Source organism: Dellaglioa algida (assembly GCF_030127605.1).
Lineage (GTDB): Bacteria > Bacillota > Bacilli > Lactobacillales > Lactobacillaceae > Dellaglioa > Dellaglioa algida.
In genome coordinates, this window is the sequence record NZ_JANXLE010000008.1 from 74,393 (window position 1) to 94,089 (window position 19,697).

The window sequence follows — 19,697 nt, forward strand, 5'->3', positions numbered from 1 at the left end:
TTTATTTTACTTTTTCAATACAATGCCTTTATACAAGCTAACCGTTAGCCAATAGTAACCCAGGTAGAGTACCGCAAATATGATAAACGGAATCGCGATATGTGAATAAGTATCTGGAATCATTTCCTTAAACATTTGTAACCCGAATAAAACATGGGTTACACCAACAATTCCCGGTAATAAGAAGAGAATTCCAATTTCACGATTAATTGATTTCTTCATTAATTGGTGTCTAGCACCCAATTGATCTAACAGATCATATCTTTTTTTATCGGCCGCGGCACTTGATAAAATCTTAAACATCAGAATACTTGCTAACATAGCCAACATTGCAATACCCAAGAAGAAGCCCATGAATTCCATGCCACCAAAAATACCATTAATACTTTGGTAAACGACATACTTATTCATTAAGTAGGTTGAACTTTCAACCTGACTCTGAGAAATCCCCTGACTTAATGATTTTAAAGTATCTTTATTATCCTTGAAAGAAGCGAGTCTAATCGCATAAACATTTCGAGTTGGTGCAGATATAGTTGAAAATGATTTATCCGAAACAATCTCTGGATCCAACATATCAGATTCCAAAGTGGTTCGAACGACATTTCCCCACACATCATCTTCATTTTTAGTCGTCATATTATTGGGATCAATTTTAGACAACTTACCCGCATTCATATTTGATGCTGTGAAACTCAGCATATAAAGTGGCGATTTTACAAAATCTGATTTTTTAAAGTAACGTTTATCGCCCACTTTTTTCGTTGCATAAATGGCCTCTTTTTTATCAGTTAATTGACCGAGTAATTTTTGTTCTTTTGCCGAAGGGTCTTGAAGAACAACATCGTATGGTGACGCATTGTCTACTGATTTATCAGTAATACCAGAAAATCCCATACCAACTGTGATAGCCCCCAAAGCCAACGCAAACAACATCGCAACCATTGTTAGTACTCGATTTAACGACCCTAAACGAAAGCTAAGTTGTCCAACTAAGAACGTATTTAATTGTTTCTCTGAAAACTTTTTACTACGTTTCAACAATTGAACTAATCCACTAAATAATGAATTAAATATCAGGAATGTCCCAACGAAAATAGTCACAATTGAAACGGCTAGTCCAGCCACCTGATACTGTGCCATGTGACTTAATAAATAGTAACCTATGATAATTAAACCTAATCCCATTACACTCTGAATTAAAATCGTACGTAGTTTCATTTTTTTACTGTTTGGTTGTTCCGCTTCATTTAATAATTTTAATATAGGCGTATTCAATAACACATGACGATTAAATAGTGCTGCAATCATAAAAATAACGATAAAGAAAAGTAACGTTATTAAGATGGCTGGAATATAGAACGGCTGGAAAGAATGTGGTGCGATGTCCATCTTACCAATTAATAATTGTCCAACGCTATATGTCAATCCGACACCGACCAAGGCCCCAACCACTGTTGCAATAAGCCCAATAATCAACGTTTCCATAAAAATTAAACGTCCGATTTTACGCTTTTTTGCACCAAGCATCATAAATAAGCCATAATCTCTTTGTCGCATACTCATTAAGAAAGTATTCGCATAGATGATATAAAACAGTGTAATAATTGCCAACAAGACCGAGCCAAATTGGAAAATCATTGCCGCATATTTAACCGTTGCATTCTGCTTAATGAATTCTTGATTTGTTGCTAATGCCTCGAACATATAGAAAATCGCTGAGGCCATAATGAGTCCTGATAACAGAATTAAATAGTCTTTAAATCGACTTTTTATTCCTGTTAAAGATAATTTTAATAACATTTAGTTCCCCTCCTTCCTAGATTTATTGTTCAGCGTTTGCCAATTCTTTTAAAATTTCTTGATAAAATTCTGTTCGTGTTTGTGTCCCTTGAACTAATTCTTGTCCAATTTTTCCATCTTTAATGAATAAGATTCTCTGGCAGTAACTAGCACTAACTGCATCATGTGTCACCATCAAGATAGATACTTGCTCCTTTTTATTGAGCTCTTCCATTGTCGAAAGAAGCGATTTAGCGCTCTTAGAATCTAAAGCGCCTGTTGGTTCATCAGCCAACAGAATCGCCGGGTTATGCACTAATGCACGCACGGCAGCAACACGTTGTTTTTGACCACCGGATAGTTCAGTTGGGTATTGCCCCAAGACATCGCTAATTCCAAGTGTTTTCGTTAGTTTATTAATACGTTCTTGATATTTTGAAATTGATGCATTCTGTAAAGAAAGTGGCAACGAAATATTCTCCGAAGCTGTTAAATTATCTAATAAATTAAAACTTTGAAAAATAAATCCAATTTCTTGCGCTCTAAAATCAGATAATTTATCACCGCTCATTTGTGAAATATCTTGATGATTAATTTCGATGCTCCCTGAAGTAGGCTGATCTAACGTTGATAATAAATTCAACAACGTAGATTTACCTGATCCTGAAGCCCCCATGATACCGATAAATTCACCCTGTTCAACAGAAAAATTAATTCCTTTTAAAGCCTCTGTTTTCTTCTCTTTATTCTTACCATAAATCTTTTTAACATCCTTCACACTTACAACAATTTCTTTCATTTTATTCAGCCTCCGTTTTATATTTAATGCAATGCTCTATGTGTACCATTATACATAGTACACAACAAAAATCAATTTTTAACTTTTATATTCCTAATTTAATTCTCATTAAACCGATTACATTGTTTATTAATTTAATTTATCGTGGAATTTAATTAGGTAGTTCACTATACTTATAAACTGTTAGTTTAATTTACATAGTCAGTTATCTATTCGGGAGGCACTTATGGAAAAAGAGAAAAAAACATTTATATCGTGGCCAGTTCTGGCATTAATGTCATTTGTAACAGTTATTGGCTTCGACGATATCGTCTATAACTTTCAAAATCAAGGTATGGGCGTTATTACATCTTGGATTATTTTATTGCTATTATATGTTATCCCTTATTCTTTAATGGTGGGACAATTAGGATCCGTCTTCAATTCAGAAGGTGGTGGATTAAGTTCATGGGTTCGTGGTACTCGTGGCGAAAAATTAGGTTATTTTACAGCCTGGACTTACTGGGCTGCTTCAATCCCCTACGTTGTTGATACGGCTAACGCAGTCGTCGTTGGCTTTGGCTGGTTGCTCAATGGGAGTAACGCACTCGAAGACAGTTTATCAACTGCCATGTTCGCCTTGATAACATTAATCATTTTCGTTAGTTTTATCTTCATTCAACGTTTTTTCAAGGGTTCATTAGAATTCTTAGGCTTAGTTGGTGGGGGGGCCATGTTCATCCTCACAATTTTGTACGTTTTCATGGCGTTTGGTTCGTTACTAACACCCTCAGGTCATATCGCAACAACAAATATGAGCTGGCGCACATTAATTCCTAAATTTGATTTACATTACTTTACAACAATTGGTTTATTAATCTATGCAATTAATGGTGCAGAACTAATCGCACCATTTGTTACAAAAATGAAGCGACCAAAAAAAGATTTCCCTAAAGCAATGATCATGCTAACGGTAATGACAATTTTCTTAACCGTTTTTGGCTCATTTGCCCTTGGTATTTTCTTCAATGCTCACAATATTCCTAATGATTTTAAAATGAACGGTTCATACTATGCGTTCCTTCGTTTAGGGGATCAATTCCACATGGGTAGTTGGTTGATGTATGCCTTCGCTGTTACTCAAATTGTGTACATGTGCGCGCTTCTAGCTGTTCTTCTTGATGCTATGACTCGCATGCTCATCTCCGACACAGGCGCTCGTTACATGCCTAAAAAGTTACTTAAAGTTAACAAAGATGGTTTACCCATTAATGGTTATATTCTGACCTGTACTTTAAGTGCTTTCATCCTCTTCTTGGGTGTTTTCTTACCAGATATGAATACTATTTTTAATTGGTTACTGAACTTGAACGGGATTATTTCACCCGGTGTCACTTGTTGGATTTTCTTCGCTTTCATGCAAATCCGTAAAAATAGTGACAAATACCCATCAGAATACGTTTTTATTAAAAATGATAAACTCGCTTATGCTGTCGGTTTATGGTGTTTAGTCGTCACAGTTTTAGCAACCATCTTTGGAATTATTCCTCAAGATGTTGCCATGGGTAGTTCATTATTCTACTATCAATTAGCGATTAATATTATTAGTATTGTTGTTCTAATCGGTCTTGGCTTCATTATGCCAATGATTGCTGAACGCGAACGAAAAAGAGATGGAATTAAAGATTAACTAAAAAATGCTGTCATTACTTTTAAAATAAGTAATGACAGCATTTTTTAGTTACACGAGGATTCCTTTTGCACTTACTGACTCACAAAGTGTCAAAAAACGAATATTCATTAATTTTTCAAAATGAGCGTTATACCGCCTGAACCATCTGCGGTATTCCTTATAAATCCTTATCATTTGGATTGCTTCGCGCCGATTTTTTTTGAAGTTAATAAATAACGCCCTACGGTCCCCGTTAAATCCGTAAAACTCTGTAAAAGTAGCAACACTTTCAAGAAATACATCAAGGATTGTTCCCCAACTCACCTGACTCTCTGAAAGATGCCTTTCATTCAACAAAAGACGAGCATCATATGGTAACTCGCTCATGGCTTTTGTTTTTTCACCTAAGCTCATTCGATTACCCCCAATGATACCATCACTATATCATACCTTTATCGCTTAAACCAAACGCCAAGTTCCACATTCATTTTAACTATCCTGATAGTCTGAAAGTAATAAAAAAAGTTGAACAATAATGTCCAACTTGCTTATCTAAATTAATTAAAAATTGGCTACTTCCTTGTTTTCCACTTGGTTAAACCAATGTTGACATCTTTTTTCAGGTATTAAAATATCCCTATCCTGCGATAAAACGTCATAACATTTATTAACAACTAACGTATCTTCGCATCTATTGTAATCAATCTTAAGTTCTGACGGTAATGGTTCATCTGAGGCTAAGTAATCGTCACGAAGCTTGTGCAGTACTGATTTAAGTTTTTTTAGAAAAACAAGTTGATCTTCTAGCTTGTTCTTTGTACCACAATGTTGTAGATCAATATCGTCCATACTAATAAATTCACCGTCTGCTCTAAACATTAAGTTAAGATAACATCTACGGTTCTCATTAGCGCAATAAATATAGGTTTCACAGTGTTCGTATTGAACATAATCGTTTATAATTGTTAATATTTCTTTTTTATATTCTAACTTGTTATTCTCAAATTTTCCCATTTTTCCTCCAGTTTGTTAACTTCTCCCTGACCATCGTCCACGCATACCTTTCGTTCAGCATCCCATTCGCAAACAGTTAAAAATTTCGTCTTTGCAAAACATTTAAAATACGGTTGGTATTTTTCGAACCATTTCCGGTAACAATGATATTGGTCAATTAACTGTGTCGCTTCCGCTAAATTTTTTTTAAGATCATTAAATAATTGCTTTTTATTGTCATTAAATCCGTAAAATTCACTTAGATTAACGGTACTTTCAATAAATAACTCAAACAAAACGGCTAAATTTTTATCATCCTCACTAAGGTGACGTTCTTTAGCAAGTACTCGCACATCGTTTGGTAACTCTTTATAAGCCTGATTATATATTTTTATCTTGTCTTGCATGTTGGGTCGCTCCATTCTCCCCAATACCCGTAACCCTTTTGTTCCCACTTATTGTTCTAAAATCTGTGCCTTCAATATTTGCCAGTCTTGATCTTCTGGTAATTTCCCAAGCAATATTTGCCGACATTTTAAATGACTCATAACAACATCTGAAATATAAACATCAGTCTGACTAGACAGTCTTTTTTCAAATTTTATGGCACTCTCACCCTGTAATGTCAGCATTTTAATGACATAATCGTTATATAAATCGCCCTCTGAAATATCCACGCAAACGTGAATCGTTCGACTGATATAGTTTAGCGGAATACTATTAATCAACAACAACATGTACTCAAGATACAGCTGATTAAAATTCTGAAATTCATTTTGAATATGATTCGTCTCAACATTAGTAAACAGAAAATCCGTCACACATCGATGAAACGTTTGGTACTTGGTATCAAACGTTATCTCCGTTTGCGTTGTCATATAGTTGGCGTGTATCAAGTAACGACTGTTAATCTTAATCAACTCAGTATGCATCTTTTGAATCAATTGTCCCCTGAGATCATCGCTTATCTGATCCGTTTCTAAATACATTTTTGATACTTTGTCCATGAACGTATCTGCCATGCTCTTAACACACTTATTTTGACTTGAATTAAAATCGGAATCAATTAAGTTCTCAATGCCTAGAAAAAGGATTAAATTCTGTGTTTCTTTTTTTGACACCAATTTAGGTTGCTTGATGACTCCGTTAATAAAAATCTGACAAGCCTCGTTAAAATGTTTGATTTTTTCACTGTCACCAATGACATCGTAAGATGAATAAAATTCAATTTGATGATTATTCTTCATTCTGAAGTAATTTATATCAAAAAATAATTTCAATTTCACTTCACCGGTCGGTGTTAACTTTAAATTAAAGTATGAAATAACAAAATTAACCATTTTTTTGCTATCAATCTTAATTTCTTCCTCAAACACGGGGGCCTCAATCATATTAAAAAAATGATAATATATATTAAATAGTAATTTTCGAATACTAAATTCGTCCCCGATAATTTGCCCATCTTTGAATTCTAGGTGGTAAAGGCCTAAAAATGATTCTAACTCACTTTTTAATTCATATGCTCTGGACATGCTAATAAAATATCGTTTAGAAAACTGTCGTACCGTAACTGGATGCACTAAAGAATCTTCTAAAAAATGAAATAAATACGATTCCTTCAGATACATAAGACGCAGCCGCCTAATAGTCCGCTTTGATAAATTTCCACAATTAATATTGTCATTATTACAATTTATTTCCACAGAACACATCTTAGCTAGATCTTCATTTAACTCTTTAAATCTTTTGTTTATTTTAAATTTTGAAAGATACAATTCCCGTGCGATTTTTGAAACGGTTACGTTAACGTCTCTTTCTAACAAATTTAATATTTTCAATTTTGTGATATTTTTATCACTAATTAAAACAAGTAAATTGTCTTTGATTTAAATCCCTCTGTTCTCTTTTTAATCTAATGAATTCTATAACAATAGTATATCTTTTTAATTTAACAATATCATTTATAAATACTCATAATATTCCACATTTTTTTATTATTTTTATAATATTCCACAATTTCCCAAACTAATCACTAAGACACTAGTTTACTCCTTTTCCAAGGCACAAGAAAAGACCTTTTCAAAAATTCTTGAAAAGGCCCTTCCTAAGCTAACCTATCATTTCTTATAATAGTGCCTTTGCAGCACGTTTTTCATACATTGCAATCTCATCTTCACTTGCTAAAACAAAATGTTCTGGCGATATTTCAACCATTCTTCGTTGTTTACCATCAGCTTCTATTGATGCATCATAGGGGACCTGAACACGATTACGTTCAAATTCAGGATCAGGAACTGGAACAGCCGAAATTAAACTCGCCGTGTAATCATGTAGGGGATGCGTGTAAATTTCATTAGCCGGTGCAATTTCTAACAACTTACCATAATGCATAACACCAATTCGATCACTGATGTATTTAACCATTGATAAATCATGTGCAATAAATAAATAAGTTAACTTATTTTTTATTTGTAATTCTTTCAATAAATTGACAACCTGGGCTTGGATTGAGACATCTAAAGCCGAGATAGGTTCATCAGCAATAATAAACTTAGGCTCAACGGCTAATGCCCGAGCAATTCCGATTCGTTGACGTTGTCCACCTGAAAATTCATGTGGGTAACGACTTGAATGATCTTTATTCAACCCAACCGTCTCCAACAATTCCTCAACACGTTTCGCACGTGCCTCATCATTGGCAGCAAGATGATGAATATCAATTCCCTCGGCCACAATATCTTTAACTTTCATCCGTGGATTGAGTGATGCATAAGGATCTTGAAAAATCATTTGCATATCACGTCGAAATTGTAATTTATCTTTTTTTGATTTTATTTTACGGATATCTACGCCATCAAAATCAATTTTACCATCCGTTGGTTCATACAAATTGATAATACTACGTCCTGTTGTTGTCTTACCAGACCCCGACTCGCCCACCAAGCCAAAGGTCTCGCCTTCATAAATATCAAATGAAATGTCATCAATGGCTTTCACCTCGTCCGGTTTGCCGACATTAAAATACTGTTTTAAATGACGTACTTTTAAAATTTTATTTTTCTTTTGTTCCACCATGTCTAGCTCCCCTTCCTTAGCCTTCTGCCAAATTTTGATTCGCTTTAATCTTTGTTTCTTGTTGTTCCGAAAAAATCTTGTAACGTCTTTGAATTTCAACCGGTGGTGTTACCTTAGGTGCGTCCGGATGCAATAACCACGTGGCCGCTGCATGCGTTGGTGATACATCAAAGAATGGCGGTTGTTGTTCCGTATCAATCTTCATAGCATAATCATTACGAGCCGCGAAGGCATCCCCTTTTGGTGGATCCAATAAATCAGGAGGTGTACCTGGAATTGCGTACAGATGTTCACTATCAAGTGTTGGCATTGAGTTCAATAATCCCCAAGTATATGGATGTTGCGGATTATAAAAAACCTCATCAACTGTCCCATATTCAATAATTCGACCAGCGTACATAACTGCTACGCGATCAGCCATGCCGGCAACAACACCCAAATCATGGGTAATAAAAATAATTGACGTTTCAATTTTTGATTGTAACTCTTTCATTAATTCCAGAATTTGTGCTTGAATAGTCACATCCAAAGCCGTCGTTGGTTCATCTGCAATTAAAATTTCTGGATAACAAACTAATGAAATGGCAATCACTATTCGTTGACGCTGGCCACCAGAAAACTGATGCGGATAATCTTTAAATCGTCTTTCAGCATCCGTAATTCCAACTAATTTTAAGATTTCTAAAGCTTGCGCCATTGCTTTTTCTTTTTTGAAATGTTTGTGTTTCATTAATGGCTCAGCAATTTGTCGCCCAATTCTCATCGTGGGGTCCAAAGAAGTCATAGGATCTTGAAAAATCATCGCAATATCCTTACCACGAATACCTTCCATTTGCTTCTCTGACTTTTTAAGTAAATCTTCGCCATGATAGAGTATTTCGCCACCCATCACTTCTGCGTTATTAGCTAATAAACCCATTAAACTTTTTGTTGTAACGGATTTACCGGAGCCAGATTCGCCAACGATTGCTAGGGTCTCACCTTTAGCCAGATGAAAACTAACATCACGTATGGCCTTAACATCACCGGCATACGTATGAAAATTAATTTCTAGATGATTAACTTCTAAAATATTTTCTGTCATTTTTCAACACCTACTCTTTCGTTTTTGGATCAAAAGCATCACGGAGTCCATCGCCCAATAAGTTAAAGGCAACCATGATGATACATAGGACAATCGCCGGATACCACATTTGGTATGGTAGGAACTGAAAGTTCTTTTGTCCATCATTCAACAATGACCCTAAAGAAGCTTGAGGAGCACTAATCCCGATTCCAATGAAACTTAAGAAAGCTTCGAAGAAAATTGCACTTGGAATTGTAAACATAGTTTGAATAATAATTACACTCGATAAGTTAGGCAAAAGATGTTTCACCGCAATTTTCATGGGTGATTCACCTAATGTTCTTGCCGCAAGAATATATTCTTGATCCTTTAATTTTAATGTTTGTGCCCTAACAAGCCGGGCCATAGTTGTCCAACCAGTTACAGCAATCGCTAATATGATTGATGTTAGACCTGGTTTGAAGACAAGTAACATTAAGACAATGACAACTAGGTTAGGAACAGACGAGATAATTTCTATAATACGTTGCATGACCGTATCAACGTGTCCACCACGCCAACCGGACAGAATCCCGTATGCCACCCCAACGCCTAAATCAACCAATGCGGCAACTAAAGCCACAATTAGGGAGATTTTAGTTCCATACATAATTCTTGATAATAAGTCACGGCCAAAAACATCCGTTCCTAAAATAAAGTACTTATCCTTTGGAATACTATTTTGCTTGTACGCATCGTACCACTCGCCTGATGATGTTTTTAATTTACCATTTAATCCATCAATCGGAACACCAGGAATTTTAGGCGGTAGGTTAGTATATTCAACATTTTGTTCCGTCGCACTATGTGGTGCTAAAATTGGAGAACCAAAAGCTAAAATAAAGATGGCAACTAGTACCCAAAGTGAGATAAATGCCCCTTTATTTTTCTTTAGACGACGCCAAGCATCCTGAACGAAAGTCAACGACGGTGCAGCAATTTTTTCATTATCAATAGTGTTATTTTTGTCTAACGGTTCAAATGCATCTACTGGTAGGTCAATTTTATCTGCCATCGTTAATTTCTCCTTCCGGTTAATCGAATTCTTGGATCAATAATACCGTAAATGATATCTGTTAGTAAGATAACAACAACTAAACCTGCTGAATATAACATTGTAACGCCCATAATTGTTGGGAAATCATTTGTTAAAATTGATTTAACAAATTGTTCACCGATTCCGGGAATTGAAAAGATATTTTCAACAACCATTGAGCCAGTCATTAACGCAACCGTGTAAGGGCCGATTAATGTCACTAAAGGAATCAAACTATTACGTAAAGCATGATGGAATACCACACCAAACTTAGTCAATCCCTTAGCCTTAGCTAACTCAATGTAATCACTGCTCAAGACGTCCACCATTTCGGTTCGAATGAACCTGGCTGTTTCTGCCAGCGGCCCGACACCCAGAGCTATTGTTGGTAAGATGGTGTAGCTAAATCCACCCCAATCAGCAATCGGTAACCAACCTAACTTCAATCCAACGTAGTACTGCAACAAAACAGCTAATACGAATGATGGAATTGAAATACCTAAAATTGATAATATTGTAGAAGATGTATCAATCCAAGTGTTCTTGTTGATAGCTCCAATAGCCCCAATCACAATTCCGATAACTAACCCAAAGATGATTGCCTGGAGTCCAAGCTGTCCCGATGGTCCAATTCGACTTGAAATCAAGTACGAAACCGGTTGATTACTGTATTGGAATGATGTTCCTAAATCGCCCTTGACTAATCCCAATAAATAAATGAGATATTGTTGCCAGACCGGTTTATTCAACCCGTATTGTTCATTCATGATTTGTAATTGTTCAGGCGTCATTTTTTGTTGATTCGCATACGGTGATCCAGGCATTAACTTCATTAAAAAGAAGGTAATGGTTGCAACTAAAAACAACGTCAGTAACATATAAAAAATTCGTTTGACTAGGTATTTACCCATAATTCTGACCCTCACTTTTTGCTTTATTATGTAATTAAAACAAGTCAGAACTAACCATTACGGTTAATTCTCACTTGTTAAATTTTACCACGTTGATTATTTATTTAGTAACATAAGCACCCTTAAAGTTGTAATTAACGCCGGCGCCGTTGTAGATAACACCCTTAACTGTTGATCTCAGTAATTGTGCTTGAGACATTTGGTAAAGTGGTGAAATACCTTGATCTTCCATCAAGATTTTTTCAGCTTTGACTAAATCATCCCAACGTTTGTCTGGATTACTTGCATCCGTTGTTTTTGATGCTTTAATTAATGCATCATATTCACTGTTCTTCCACTTACCACCATTTTGCGAATTATCTGAAGTAAACAAATCTAAGAACGAGATTGGATCGGAGAAATCTGCTCCCCACGCTGTAACAACGATATCAAAATCACCACTAGTTGATCTTGCTAAACGTGATTTGAATGGGATATTAATCAATGTGACGTCCGCGCCATCCAAATTATCCTCAATTGCATTTTGTAAAAATTCATTTGTTTTCTTAGCCTTATCAGTATCTTCACTCATGATTGAGAAACTAGCTTTTGAAACGCCAACTTCTTTCAAACCGGCTTTCCATAATTTTTTAGCTTCCGTAACGTCTGTGCTTGCTGCCATCTTAACTGCCGATTCTTTAGCGAAATCTGTTCCTGTCTTAGGATTTGAAGCAAGACCTGTTGAAACTAATCCTGAAGCAACTGTTGAACCGTCACCTAGTATCTTATCCACAAATTGTTTTCTGTTGATAACTAATGAGATAGCTTGACGAATTTTTTTGTTTTGGAATAATTTATTCTTTTGATTATATTGTAAGTAGAATGTTGATGCTTGTTTACGTGTAATATAATCTTTATCCATGTTTAATGTTTTAGCCTGTTCGGCCGATAAATTCGTCATATCTAATTTTTTACTTTGGTATAGATTATAACTTGTCGTGTTATCTTTAGACACTTGGAAGTTCATTTCTGTTAACTTAACTGCTTTCTTATCCCAGTAAGTGTTGTTTTTCTTTAGTTTCCAATTTAAGTTCGTTCCTGTCCAACCATCGAGTACAAATGGACCATTGTAAACCATGTATTTACTTTGTGTTCCATATTTTGAGCCAAATTTTTCAACCGATTTTTGATTTTGTGGGTAGAATGACGGAAAGCCCATTAATAACTTAAAGTATGGCACTTTTTTATCCAATGTCACAACTAATGTATGTTTGTCGGTTGCCTTAACACCTAAGGTTGTTGGCGCCATTTTCCCTGTACTAATAGCATCATAGTTCTTAATTCCTGAGAAGAGGTACCCATATTGTGAAGCCGTTTTAGGGTTCACCGTCCGTTGCCATGAATAAACGAAGTCTTGAGCCGTTACGTCATCTCCGTTACTCCACTTAGAATCGCGAAGATTAAACGTATAGGTCATACCATCTTTTGAGATTGTTGTTTTAGTAGCGAGCGCATTTGAGACTTTACTATTTTTACCAATGCTATACAAACCTTCATTTGTATTATTCAACATGTTAAAACTGACTGTATCTGTTGCAGTTGATAAATCCATCGATGGTAATTCTGCCGTCTCGGACCAATTAATAACTTGTTTATCGGCTAGCTCTTTACTATCCGATGATGAAGACTTAGATCCACATGCTGCCAATACGACGACAGACAATGCAAGTACACCACTTAATTTCAACACTGACTTTAACTTCATAATATGACCTCTCCTTTTTTATTTACCTTTTCTTAACGTAAGTTTATCTTACATTAGAATAAGATTAAAATCAACATTAAAATCTAATTTAATCTAAAATGACTTAAAAACTGTGTTTTATAGACGTTATCGTTCATTAAAATTCATTTTAAATTGATATCACCAAATGTTTAAATGAGAATTTAGCCATTATTTGTTATAAATTCTCATTTATCTTCTCCCCTGCATTTTGATGTTCGAATATTTCCCCCGATAAATGTTATACTTAACCTATTAAGTAAGTTCCACGAGGAGGTTCTCATGAAAGAAACATATTCTACAGAAATACCAGTTATTGATGTTTTTATTGCCGGTATTGAAAAACAACGTGAAAATTTAGATTACACAATGTCCGAATTAGCTGCATTGGTTGAAGCAAATAACATGCATGCAGTTGAAGACATTCGCCAAAAGTTAGATCGCCCTACTGCCGCCCTTTACTTTGGTAAAGGTAAGGCAGAGGAGTTCAAAACTGAGAGTGAAGCACAAGGCGTTAAAATTTTAGTCGTTAATGATGAATTATCACCAACTCAAATTCGTAACCTTGAAGCCGCATCAGGCATGGAGGTCATGGATCGTACGGGACTAATCCTGGCTATTTTTGCTTCTAGAGCCCAGTCTCGCGAAGCTAAACTCCAAGTTCAAATGGCTCAACTTCAATACCAATTACCTCGTCTAAGAGGTATGCAAGCTAAATTGGACCAACAATCTGGTGGTGCTGGCCTCGCTAACCGTGGTGCCGGTGAAACAAAAATTGAATTGGATCGTCGTGTTATCGAGAATCGAATCACTCATATTAAAAAAGATCTAGCTGAAATGGACAAAGAAGAATCGACAAGACGTAAGCAACGTGATAAATCTGGTATCCCTACCGTTGCCCTAGTTGGATATACTAACTCAGGTAAATCAACAACAATGAATGGATTGCTTCGTCTAATTGGACAAGATGAAGACAAACAAGTTTTCGAAAAAAATATGTTATTTGCTACATTAGATACAAGTGTTCGAAATATTCAATTTGAAGATAAGAAGCAAATTCTATTGAGTGATACCGTTGGATTCGTTAGCAAGTTACCTCATCAATTGGTTAAAGCCTTCCGCACAACCTTAGCTGAAGCTGCCCAGGCTGACCTGTTAATTCAAGTAATTGATGTTGCCGATAAACATGCTGAAGAGATGATTCAAACGACTGAAGAAACATTGAAGGCCATTGGTGTTGAAAATATTCCGATGATTTATGCCTACAATAAAGCCGACTTAGCAGATATTACTTATCCTACATTTTCTGATGATAAGTTTACTTATAGTGCTCGCGATGAAGCGTCACTTAACCAATTGGTTGATATCATTAAAAAGAATGTCTTTAAAGATAACGAAATCATGACCGTTTTAATTCCATTTGATAAAGGTCAGCTGGTCGATTTAATCAATGAGAAAGCAACCATTTTAGAAACAACTTATGAAGAATCAGGTACAAAATTAAAAATAGATGCTCCTAAGATCATTGCTAATCAAGTACAAGAATATATCGTCTAATCTAATGATTAAAAGAGTAACTCAATCAAGTATTTCTTACTGATTGGGTTACTCTTTTTTTGATGTGACGGTATTGTCAGATTAATTGCGTCGCCCCCACCGTTATGCTAAACTTCTAATATTCATTTTAGAAAAAGGAGGATTCAATTTTGGAAAAAAAACCAGCAGTTGAACTTAACAGATCGTTAGGTCTGTGGTCAGCACTATCAATCGTCATTGGAACGGTTATCGGTTCCGGTATCTTTTTTAAGCAAGCATCGGTACTCGACTATACCGGATCTACTACAAATGCCTTACTTGCATGGCTATGTGGTGGCATTATAACCTTAACCGCCGGATTAACTGTTGCCGAAATTGGATCTCAAATCCCGCAAACTGGTGGCTTATATATCTACATGGAAAAGATTTACGGTAAGATTTGGGGGTTTCTAGCCGGTTGGATGCAGGTTATCGTTTATGGACCCGCCATGATTGCTGCCCTTGGTGCCTACCTTGCCATTTTAATCGTAGATTTCTTTGGTATTCCGGCTGGGTATTCACACCTTATTGCGTTGGTTGCTGTTGTCTCTATCGGGGCACTTAATATGTTATCCAATCGTTACGGTGCATCATTTCAAATTATCACCACTATTTGTAAATTATTTCCAATTGCTGCAATTATTATCTTTGGACTATTTTTCGGAGACGCAAATGCGCTTGGCCAATCAGTTTCAACCGTCAGTCACTCTACGAGTAATTTTGGGGTTGGTATTCTTGCCACTTTATTTGCTTATGATGGTTGGATTCTAATTGCCAATATGGGAGATGAAATAAAAAATCCTAAAAAGACATTACCCAGGGCAATTGTTTTAGGAATCTCACTTGTTCTTTTCATTTACGTTCTGGTTTCATTCAGTATTATGCGTGTCGTACCCGCAGATCAAATTCATCAGTTAGGTGAGAACGCAACACCACAATTTGCTAAGATTGCTTTCGGCGAAATTGGTGGCAAGATCATGAATATTGGTGTAATTATTTCTATTCTGGGTTGTATGAACGGAAAAATTATGACGTTCCCTCGGATAATGTGGGCAATGGGTAAAAACAAACAACTCCCTTTCCATAAACAACTTTCTTATTTACATCCAAAATCACATTCACCTATTGTCGCTACATGTGTCGCATTAAGTATTGCTGCCATTATGATTTTATTTTTTGACGCAGATCGCTTATCTGAAATTTGTATTTTTACGGTTTATTGTTTCTACGTTATGACTTTTATCGGCGTCTTCATCTTACGTCGTCGGAATAAAGAATCAAATTTAAAACGCGTTTTTTCGGTTCCGTTATATCCATTTACGCCCATTGTAGCCATTTTAGGCGCAGCATTTGTCTTAGTTAGTGAAGTCCAATCGGACCTTATAGGGGTTCTTATCTCTTTCACAATTGTGGCAATTGGCATACCCGTCTATTTATATGAATCACATAAAAATAAAGATTTATAGTAAATAAAGGCTTAATGACACTATTGTCGTTAGGTCTTTATTTGTCTATTTATCACGGTTATCAGTTAATTCAATTCCCCATAACAAATAAAAGGAGGGACCTCCGACGAGTCCCTCCTTTTGTATTATTCGTTATGATTGTTTATTTTTTAATACGTTTTTTGATAAAAATCCCTACCAACGATAATCCCGCTAATAAACTACCAATCACCATAATCAGAACGGAGTTGGCTTTTTCATCTGTTTGCGGCAATTGTTTTTTATCCTTCTGTAATTTTTTTGGTTGCATCGAATTTATATCATTTTTCTTATTTTTATTTTCTGTTTTCCCCATTTCCTTTATATTTTTACTTGTTTTTTCGGTTACCTTTAACTGATCATTTATTGGTTTAATTACTTCCGGTTTGATAACTTCTGGTTTTGTAACTTCTGGTTTTGTAACTTCTGGTTTTGTAACTTCTGGTTTTGTAACTTCTGGTTTTGTAACTTCTGGTTTTGTAACTTCTGGTTTTGTAACTTCTGGTTTTGTAACTTCATTCACGGGATCTTTTTTATAAACGTAAATCACGATAAGGTTATTATCCGTATACGTCCCACCCGTTTCGGCACTTCCGTTCTTAATCTCTTTAAATGTATATCCTTTTATTTCTTCTCTATTCACTAAATACGAAGATCCAACTGGCCCGGTCATTAATGTATCCGCCCGAAGCGCTTTGCCATTTTCGTCAACGTATTTTACCGTTACCATACCATTTAAAATAGGTTTCATATTTTCTACATATACGTAAGTGATAATCTGATTCTCATTCGTATACTTTCCTATAGTTGATGCACTTCCTGCTAACATCTCTTTAAATGTGTATCCTTTTACCACTTGTTGGTTGGTTTTATATGTTGTGCCTAAAGCACCCGTCATGTTTATATCTGCACTTATTTGACGCCCAGTTGCATCCACATATCTTGCCGTTACTGTACCTATTTGCACCGGTACTTCCTCTTTCACATATACATATGTCACAACTAAGTTGTTCTTCGCGTACTTACCTGTCTCAGATGCACTTCCTGCCAACATTTCTTTGAATTTATATCCTTTTATCGCCTGTTGGTTGGTTTTATATGTTGTACCTAAAGCACCCGTCATGTTTATATCTGCACTTATTTGACGCCCAGTTACATCCACATATCTTGCCGTTACTGTACCTATTTGCACCGGTACTTCCTCTTTTACATATACATAAGTCACAACTAAGTTGTTCTTCGCGTACTTACCTGTCTCAGATGCACTTCCTGCCAACATTTCTTTGAATTTATATCCTTTTATCGCCTGTTGGTTGGTTTTATATGTTGTGCCCTGTGCCCCGGTCATTTTTATATCTGCACTTATTTGACGCCCAGTTGTATCCACATATCTTGCAGTTACTGTACCTATTTGCACAGATATTTCTTCTTTTACATATACATAAGTTACAACTAAGTTGTTCTTCACGTACTTACCTGTCTTAGATGCACTTCCCGCCAACATTTCTTTGAATTTATATCCTTTTATTGCCTGTTGGTTGGTTTTATATGTTGTACCTAAAGCACCCGTCATGTTTATATCTGCACTTATTTGGCGTCCGGCCGTATCCACATATCTTGCCGTTACTGTACCTATTTGCACAGGTATTTCTTCTTTTACATATACATATGTCACAACTAAGTTGTTCTTCACGTACTTACCTGTCTCAGATGCACTTCCTGCCAACATCTCTTTGAATTTATATCCTTTTATCGCCTGTTGGTTGGTTTTATATGTTGTACCTAAAGCACCCGTCATCACAATATTAGGCCTTATTTCTTTCTGATTTTCATCAACATATTTTACCGTTACGGACCCTATCACAATCGGTTCCGTATTTTTACTATAGATATACGTTACAACTAGATTACCTTTAACATATTTCCCTGATTCTTTTGCGCTATTTGCATGTATATTCTTAAAAGTATAACCAGAAATCATCTGTCTACTTGTGGTATATTCTGTCCCTTCTTTACCAATCAATATAACGTTAGGGCTAATTGAATTACCACTTTCATCAATATATTTTACCGTTACAGTACCTTCTTTCAACGGTTCTACTTCCGGTTCTTTATCTTTTTTGTACACATACGTAATTGTTTGTTCCTTTGTTCCATGAGTTCCCTTTGCGTTTTTTGGTGTTTCTTTTAGAACCCACCCAGCAATATCTTTACCACTTGTTTCATACTTATCTCCAATTTTACCTGTTGGTAGAATGTCTGAATCACTAATCTTGTTGCCCTTTTCGTCAACATAGTTGACTGTAATCTTTGCTGCTTCTGCTCTTTCATACACGTACGTAATTGTTTGTTCTTTTGTTCCTTGAGTTCCATTCGCGTTTTCTGGTGTTTCTTTTAGAACCCACCCAGCAATGTCTTTACCACTTGTTTCATACTTATCCCCAACTTTACCTGTTGGTAGAATGTCTGAATCACTGATTTTGTTGCCTTTTTCGTCAACATAGTTGACTGTAATCTTCGCTGCTTCTGCTCTTTCATACACATACGTAATTGTTTGTTCTTTTGTTCCATGAGTTCCATTCGCATTTTCTGGTGTTTCTTTTAGAACCCAACCAGCAATATCTTTACCACTTGTTTCATACTTATCCCCAACTTTACCTGTTGGTAGGATGTCTGAATCACTGATTTTGTTGCCCTTTTCGTCAACATAGTTGACTGTAATCTTCGCTGCTTCTGCTCTTTCATACACATAATTAATTGTTTGTTCTTTTGTTCCATGAGTTCCATTCGCATTTTCTGGTGTTTCTTTTAGAACCCACCCAGCAATATCTTTACCACTTGTTTCATACTTATCCCCAACTTTACCTGTTGGTAGGATGTCTGAATCACTGATTTTGTTGCCCTTTTCGTCAACATAGTTGACCGTGATCTTTGCTGCTTCCGCTCTTTCATACACATAATTAATTGTTTGTTCTTTTGTTCCATGAGTTCCATTCGCATTTTCTGGTGTTTCTTTTAGAACCCACCCAGCAATGTCTTTACCACTTGTTTCGTACTTATCCCCAACTTTACCTGTTGGTAATACTACGGGATCACTCAAGTTATTGCCTTTTTCGTCAACATAGTTGACCGTGATCTTTGCTGCTTCCGCTCTTTCATACACGTACGTAATTGTTTGTTCTTTCGTTCCATGAGTTCCATTCGCATTTTCTGGTGTTTCTTTTAGAACCCAGCCCTCAATGTCTTTACCACTTGTTTCGTATTTATCCCCAACTTTACCTGTTGGTAATACTACGGGATCACTCAAGTTATTGCCTTTTTCGTCAACATAGTTGACCGTGATCTTCGCTGCTTCTGCTCTTTCATACACGTACGTAATTGTTTGTTCCCTTGTCCCTTGAGTTCCATTCGCATTTTCTGGTGTTTCTTTTAGAACCCAGCCCTCAATGTCTTTACCACTTGTTTCGTATTTATCCCCAACTTTGCCTGTTGGTAATACTACGGGATCACTCAAGTTATTGCCT

At 35.9% G+C, this 19,697-nt stretch carries 15 protein-coding genes; 3 read left to right on the forward strand and 12 right to left on the reverse strand.

Annotated elements, in window-relative coordinates; all coding sequences use genetic code 11:
- Positions 1-6: 6 nt before the first annotated feature.
- Together N0K73_RS07225 and N0K73_RS07230 are read right to left on the reverse strand one after the other, a co-directional pair.
- Complete coding sequence (locus N0K73_RS07225) at positions 7-1,803, reverse strand: FtsX-like permease family protein (protein WP_112251367.1); 1,797 nt, start codon at positions 1,801-1,803, stop codon at positions 7-9.
- 22 nt (positions 1,804-1,825) lie between these two features.
- Positions 1,826-2,581: an ABC transporter ATP-binding protein gene (locus tag N0K73_RS07230; protein WP_057974304.1), complete on the reverse strand. Its 756-nt coding sequence runs from the start codon at positions 2,579-2,581 to the stop codon at positions 1,826-1,828.
- A 226-nt stretch (positions 2,582-2,807) separates the two neighbouring features.
- Here N0K73_RS07230 and N0K73_RS07235 point away from each other — a divergent pair, with 226 nt between their 5' ends.
- Positions 2,808-4,250, forward strand: a complete 1,443-nt coding sequence (locus N0K73_RS07235; protein ID WP_112251365.1) for an APC family permease — start codon at positions 2,808-2,810, stop codon at positions 4,248-4,250.
- A gap of 51 nt (positions 4,251-4,301) precedes the next feature.
- On the opposite strand, the gene N0K73_RS07240 is transcribed toward N0K73_RS07235, so the two are convergent.
- From N0K73_RS07240 to N0K73_RS07280, 9 genes are all read right to left on the reverse strand, one after another.
- Positions 4,302-4,646, reverse strand: coding sequence for a hypothetical protein (locus N0K73_RS07240; RefSeq protein WP_057974302.1), 345 nt, complete (start codon positions 4,644-4,646; stop codon positions 4,302-4,304).
- 147 nt (positions 4,647-4,793) lie between these two features.
- The gene (locus tag N0K73_RS07245) at positions 4,794-5,246 is read right to left on the reverse strand and encodes a hypothetical protein (protein WP_057974301.1); all 453 of its coding nucleotides are present in this window, start codon (positions 5,244-5,246) and stop codon (positions 4,794-4,796) included.
- Positions 5,219-5,632, reverse strand: a complete 414-nt coding sequence (locus N0K73_RS07250; RefSeq protein ID WP_057974300.1) for a hypothetical protein — start codon at positions 5,630-5,632, stop codon at positions 5,219-5,221. The genes N0K73_RS07245 and N0K73_RS07250 overlap by 28 nt, the downstream gene beginning before the upstream one ends.
- Positions 5,633-5,680: 48 nt before the next feature.
- Entirely contained in the window at positions 5,681-7,063 is a 1,383-nt protein-coding gene (locus N0K73_RS07255) for a helix-turn-helix domain-containing protein (RefSeq protein ID WP_112251363.1), read from the reverse strand.
- 286 nt (positions 7,064-7,349) lie between these two features.
- The gene (locus N0K73_RS07260; protein WP_181647448.1) at positions 7,350-8,300 is read right to left on the reverse strand and encodes an ABC transporter ATP-binding protein; all 951 of its coding nucleotides are present in this window, start codon (positions 8,298-8,300) and stop codon (positions 7,350-7,352) included.
- Between the two features lie 16 nt (positions 8,301-8,316).
- Complete coding sequence (locus tag N0K73_RS07265; RefSeq protein ID WP_112251361.1) at positions 8,317-9,384, reverse strand: ABC transporter ATP-binding protein; 1,068 nt, start codon at positions 9,382-9,384, stop codon at positions 8,317-8,319.
- A gap of 10 nt (positions 9,385-9,394) precedes the next feature.
- A complete protein-coding gene (gene opp3C / locus N0K73_RS07270; RefSeq protein WP_057974296.1) occupies positions 9,395-10,420 on the reverse strand; it encodes an oligopeptide ABC transporter permease in 1,026 nt (341 codons plus the stop codon).
- A gap of 2 nt (positions 10,421-10,422) precedes the next feature.
- Positions 10,423-11,352 (reverse strand): oligopeptide ABC transporter permease, encoded by a 930-nt coding sequence (gene opp3b, locus N0K73_RS07275; protein WP_057974295.1) that lies wholly within the window; start codon positions 11,350-11,352, stop codon positions 10,423-10,425.
- Positions 11,353-11,452: 100 nt separating this feature from the next.
- Positions 11,453-13,096, reverse strand: a complete 1,644-nt coding sequence (locus tag N0K73_RS07280) for a peptide ABC transporter substrate-binding protein (RefSeq protein ID WP_057974294.1) — start codon at positions 13,094-13,096, stop codon at positions 11,453-11,455.
- 300 nt (positions 13,097-13,396) lie between these two features.
- Here N0K73_RS07280 and hflX point away from each other — a divergent pair, with 300 nt between their 5' ends.
- Both hflX and N0K73_RS07290 read left to right on the forward strand, forming a co-directional pair.
- Positions 13,397-14,671, forward strand: a complete 1,275-nt coding sequence (gene hflX / locus N0K73_RS07285) for a GTPase HflX (protein WP_112251359.1) — start codon at positions 13,397-13,399, stop codon at positions 14,669-14,671.
- A 146-nt stretch (positions 14,672-14,817) separates the two neighbouring features.
- Positions 14,818-16,155, forward strand: coding sequence for an APC family permease (locus N0K73_RS07290; protein ID WP_404825137.1), 1,338 nt, complete (start codon positions 14,818-14,820; stop codon positions 16,153-16,155).
- A 142-nt stretch (positions 16,156-16,297) separates the two neighbouring features.
- Here the strand turns inward: N0K73_RS07290 and N0K73_RS07295 are convergent.
- Positions 16,298-19,697 (reverse strand): MucBP domain-containing protein (locus N0K73_RS07295; protein ID WP_284065001.1); only part of this gene is annotated, 3,400 nt, incomplete at its 5' end.

What these genes read in the sequence shown, in the direction of transcription:
- opp3C (WP_057974296.1), bottom strand. Translation starts at nt 10,420, where the DNA reads ATGGCAGATAAAATTGACCTACCAGTAGATGCATTTGAACCGTTAGAC.
- N0K73_RS07250 (WP_057974300.1), bottom strand. Translation starts at nt 5,632, where the DNA reads ATGCAAGACAAGATAAAAATATATAATCAGGCTTATAAAGAGTTACCA.
- N0K73_RS07230 (WP_057974304.1), bottom strand. Translation starts at nt 2,581, where the DNA reads ATGAAAGAAATTGTTGTAAGTGTGAAGGATGTTAAAAAGATTTATGGT.
- N0K73_RS07245 (WP_057974301.1), bottom strand. Translation starts at nt 5,246, where the DNA reads ATGGGAAAATTTGAGAATAACAAGTTAGAATATAAAAAAGAAATATTA.
- N0K73_RS07265 (WP_112251361.1), bottom strand. Translation starts at nt 9,384, where the DNA reads ATGACAGAAAATATTTTAGAAGTTAATCATCTAGAAATTAATTTTCAT.
- hflX (WP_112251359.1), top strand. Translation starts at nt 13,397, where the DNA reads ATGAAAGAAACATATTCTACAGAAATACCAGTTATTGATGTTTTTATT.
- N0K73_RS07235 (WP_112251365.1), top strand. Translation starts at nt 2,808, where the DNA reads ATGGAAAAAGAGAAAAAAACATTTATATCGTGGCCAGTTCTGGCATTA.
- N0K73_RS07240 (WP_057974302.1), bottom strand. Translation starts at nt 4,646, where the DNA reads ATGAGCTTAGGTGAAAAAACAAAAGCCATGAGCGAGTTACCATATGAT.
- N0K73_RS07260 (WP_181647448.1), bottom strand. Translation starts at nt 8,300, where the DNA reads ATGGTGGAACAAAAGAAAAATAAAATTTTAAAAGTACGTCATTTAAAA.
- opp3b (WP_057974295.1), bottom strand. Translation starts at nt 11,352, where the DNA reads ATGGGTAAATACCTAGTCAAACGAATTTTTTATATGTTACTGACGTTG.
- N0K73_RS07225 (WP_112251367.1), bottom strand. Translation starts at nt 1,803, where the DNA reads ATGTTATTAAAATTATCTTTAACAGGAATAAAAAGTCGATTTAAAGAC.
- N0K73_RS07280 (WP_057974294.1), bottom strand. Translation starts at nt 13,096, where the DNA reads ATGAAGTTAAAGTCAGTGTTGAAATTAAGTGGTGTACTTGCATTGTCT.